2 protein-coding genes are annotated in these 2746 nt (G+C 66.6%); one reads left to right on the forward strand and one right to left on the reverse strand.

Annotated features, from left to right (window positions below):
- Positions 1 to 231 (reverse strand): LysR family transcriptional regulator (locus RT567_RS15785; protein ID WP_313577173.1); only part of this gene is annotated, 231 nt, incomplete at its 3' end.
- Positions 232 to 499: 268 nt separating this feature from the next.
- Here RT567_RS15785 and RT567_RS15790 point away from each other — a divergent pair.
- A complete protein-coding gene (locus RT567_RS15790) occupies positions 500 to 2608 on the forward strand; it encodes a TonB-dependent receptor domain-containing protein (protein WP_313577174.1) in 2109 nt (702 codons plus the stop codon).
- The last annotated feature ends 138 nt before the right edge of the window (positions 2609 to 2746 follow it).

Below are 2746 nucleotides of genomic sequence, written 5' to 3' on the forward strand. Positions count from 1 at the left end.
GCGCAAGGGGCCGGTCAGGGCCTCGGCGCGCGGCGTCGGCATCATGCCGCGCGGGCCGCGCACCAGCAGGGGATCGTCGAACTGATCGCGCAGTCGGGCCAGGATGCGGCTCATCGCCGGCTGGCCGATGCCCAGGCGCTCGGCCGCGCGCGAGACGCTGCGCTGCTCGATCAGCACCTGAAGATGCTGAAGCAGGGTGAAATCGACGCGGTGGGGAAGTCGCCCCGACATAAGGCCTCGCTGCGTGACGCCCGGCGCGTCGGCCTTGGCTGTATTAAGAACGCCTCTTAATTGCAACACGTTCGCAAGACCGTTTCGTCGCACGCGCACGACGCCTCAATCGCTGCGCCCTCATGCGCCCCAGCGAATGGCGCCCATGCCGAATACGACATTGAGACAATATTGCGAATGATTATTAGGAGCGACGCCGCTCGCATGGTCGAGCTTTCCTCCCCTCCCGGGCGCCCGTCGCCCGCCTAACGCACGCCTTTGGGGGCGCATGATGCACCTATCGAAACGCCGCATCGGGCTGGGCCTGATGACCACCACCCTGCTCGCCACATCGCCGGTTCTGGCCGAGACGATTCCGTCCGACCTCTCGAGCGTCGACCCGCAGGCGACCTCTGTCAGCGACGTGGTCGTCACCGCCTCAGGCTCGGCCGTCGACGTGCGCGACGCCCCCGCCTCGATCAGCGTCATCACCCGCGACGAGATCGAGCGTCAGCCGGTCCAGAGCCTGGGCGAACTGCTGGGCCGCCTGCCCGGCGTGACCGGCGGCGTCAGCCCGACCGGCGCCATGTCCAAGATCACCATTCGCGGCCTGCCGGACAACTACACCCTGGTGCTGGTCGACGGGCGCCGCGTCGGCAACTCGCGCGACATCAGCTATCGCCCCGACCTGGGCCGACAGGATCTGAACTGGATCTCGCCCGACATGATCGAACGCATCGAAGTGGTGCGCGGGCCGATGTCGTCGCTCTACGGCTCCGACGCCATGGGCGGCGTCATCAACATCATCACCCGCAAAATCGCCCCGACGTGGCGCGGTTCGGCCAACACCAGCTACACCTGGTCCGAGGACTCCGAGCGCGGCGACGCCTATCAACTGGGCGTCAACGTGGCTGGGCCGCTCACGGAAAACCTGGGCCTGCGCCTGGGCGCGACCTACGCCCGCACCAATCCGGACGAAGTGAACCTCTCCGGCGCTAACGGCACGGGCGGCGTCGTCAACAAAAGCCTGAACGGGGTGCTGAACTGGGCGCCCGTCGAGAACCACAACTTCTCGTTCGAGGCCAACTACGGGGTGGAGGAGCCCCTGGCGCCCAAGCTGCTGGTGCCGAACCGTAACGGCGTGCTGACACCGCAGGGCGCCTTCGGCTCGGAAACCGAACGCACCAATTTCCGCGCCAGCCACGAGGGCGAATGGTCCTTCGGCAAGACGCGCCTGGACGTTTATCGCAACGCCTTCGAGAACAAGGCGATGGGCGAATACGGCGGCTCGGCTGAGTTCGAAGAGCTGATCGTCGACGGCCTGTGGAACTTCGAGAAGACCTTCGTCTGGCAGCACAAGTTCGCCCTCGGCGCCCAGTATCGCCAGGAAGAGCTGACCAACACCGACACCATCGGCACGGTGCCGATCGACTATGACGGCAACGTCATCACCGGGGCCACGCTGAAGGGCGACACGGCGGCCATCTTCGCTGAGGACCAGATCACCCTGCGCGAAAACCTGCTGCTGACGCTGGGCGGCCGCCTGGACAGCCACGACAAGTACGGCGAGCACTTCAGCCCGCGCGCCTATCTGGTCTGGCATCCGGCCGAGGCCTGGACCCTGCGCGGCGGCGTCTCCAAGGGCTTCCGCGCCCCGTCCCTGAAGGAAAACAGCGCCGGCGCCGCGACCCAGTCCGGCGGCAACGGCTGCCGGGGCCTGATCGGCATGGCCGCCAAGGACAAGAACGGCAATCCGATCCTGGACGGAAACGGCAATCCTCTGGTCTACACCTCGGGCGGCTGCTGGATGGCGGGCAATCCGAACCTCAAGCCCGAGGAAAGCACCAGCTATGAGTTCGGCTTCGCCTATGACAGCGCCGCCTACAGCTTCGCCGCCACCTATTTCCACACCGACTTCGAGAACAAGATCCAGTACGCGCCACTGGGCTATTTCGAAGGCCGCTGGTGGACCAAGAACGAGAACGTCCAGCGCGCCCGCACCAAGGGTCTGGAACTGACCGGCCAGGCCAGCCTGCCCTATGATCTGACCCTGCGCGGCAACGCCACCTGGATGATCGAGGCCAAGAACCTGGACACCGGCGCCAGCCTGATCACCACGCCGGAATGGTCGGGCTACGCCTCGCTGGACTGGCGCGCGACCGATCGCCTGGGGGTCATGCTGTCAGCCCAGTACACCGGCGAACAACTCAGCGGCGGCTCGACCCTGACCAACGCCCGCACCGAGTTCGACCTGACCACCGCCTATGAGGCGTCCGACACGGTGACCCTGCGCGCCGGCGTCTCCAACCTCTTCAACGAGAAGGTCAGCGGCACCGCCGGCGATGGCTACTACTCGCCCGGCCGCCGCTTCTTCGTTGGCCTGACCACCCGCTTCTGATCCGGAGAAACTGCGATCATGACTACCCTACGCAAATCCCTTCGCGGCGCCGCCCTCGGCGCGCTTCTGGCGGCTTCAGCCGCCGCCGTGCCGACCCTGGCTTCGGCCCAGGCCCTGTTCTCGGCGCCCGAGCGCCTG

Origin of the sequence: Brevundimonas sp. (assembly GCF_032107865.1) — a bacterium.
In the GTDB taxonomy this organism is placed as follows: Bacteria; Pseudomonadota; Alphaproteobacteria; order Caulobacterales; family Caulobacteraceae; genus Brevundimonas.

Bases quoted from the DNA above. Each gene is read 5' to 3' on its own strand.
- RT567_RS15790 (WP_313577174.1), top strand. From the start codon at position 500: ATGATGCACCTATCGAAACGCCGCATCGGGCTGGGCCTGATGACCACC.